We start from the raw sequence: 1,091 nt of genomic DNA, 5'->3' as shown, positions 1-1,091 counted from the left end.
ACGGGCATCGACAAGCTGAACATATCGGACACCCTCTGCGATCCAAACCATGTTGAAGCTCTGACAGCACTGACAGTTGATGAGCCCACCGTCAGCATGACCTTCCAGGTCAATGACTCTCCCTTTGCCGGTCAGGATGGTAAGTATGTCACCTCCCGTAACATCAAGGAGCGTCTCGATCGCGAACTTCTGCATAACGTAGCGCTGCGTGTTGAGCAGGGTGATGATGCCGACAAGTTTAAAGTCTCCGGTCGCGGTGAGCTGCACCTGTCCGTTCTGATTGAGACCATGCGTCGCGAAGGTTTTGAGCTGGGCGTTTCTCGTCCGGAGGTGGTCATCAAGGAAATTGACGGTGTTCTGCAGGAGCCTTATGAGCAGGTGGTTGTGGATGTTGAGGAAGAGCATCAGGGCTCTCTGATGGAAGAGATGGGTTACCGTAAGGCAGAACTGACCAACATGGTACCCGACGGCAAAGGTCGTGTTCGTCTGGAGTTCATCATGCCTGCCCGTGGTCTGATCGGTTTCCGTTCCCAGTTCCTGACCATGACCTCCGGCAGCGGTATTCTGACCAATGTCTTTGATCATTACGGGGTAGTGAAAGACGGCGAAGTGTCTCACCGCAAGAACGGTGTACTGGTTTCTATGGTGAATGGCAAGGTTCTGGGCTACGCGCTCTGGAACTTACAGGACCGTGGTCGTCTGTTCCTGAACCCGAACGTTGACGTTTATGAAGGTCAGATCATTGGTCTGCACAATCGTGACAATGATCTGGTGGTTAACCCGACCAAGGGTAAACAGCTGACTAACGTTCGTGCTTCCGGCTCCGACGAAAACATTCAGCTCACCCCACCTATCCAGCACACCCTGGAACAGGCCCTGGAATTTATCGACGATGACGAGTTGGTGGAGGTTACGCCTAACCACATCCGTCTGCGCAAGAAGTTCCTGAAAGAGCATGAGCGCAAGCGTGCCAGTCGCAGCAAGTAATTTGGATGGCCTTCTAACCGGGTGTCAGCCTCCTGGCCCCGTTTAGTGTAAGTGTCTCGGTGAAGCAAAAACCTGGGCCCAGAATATTCCGTATTTGCCGGAGG

1 pseudogene is annotated in these 1,091 nt (G+C 53.3%); it reads left to right on the top strand.

Annotation, left to right across the window (positions count from 1 at the left end):
- Positions 1-987: pseudogene (locus KDK17_RS10160) on the top strand (translational GTPase TypA); the annotation flags it as partial.
- Between the last annotated feature and the right edge of the window lie 104 nt (positions 988-1,091).

The organism is Endozoicomonas sp. SESOKO2, from assembly GCF_024606245.1.
Classification (GTDB): Bacteria; Pseudomonadota; Gammaproteobacteria; order Pseudomonadales; family Endozoicomonadaceae; genus Endozoicomonas_A.
The sequence above is the reverse complement of the archived record's forward strand: the minus strand, read 5'-3'. Positions and strand labels throughout refer to the sequence as shown.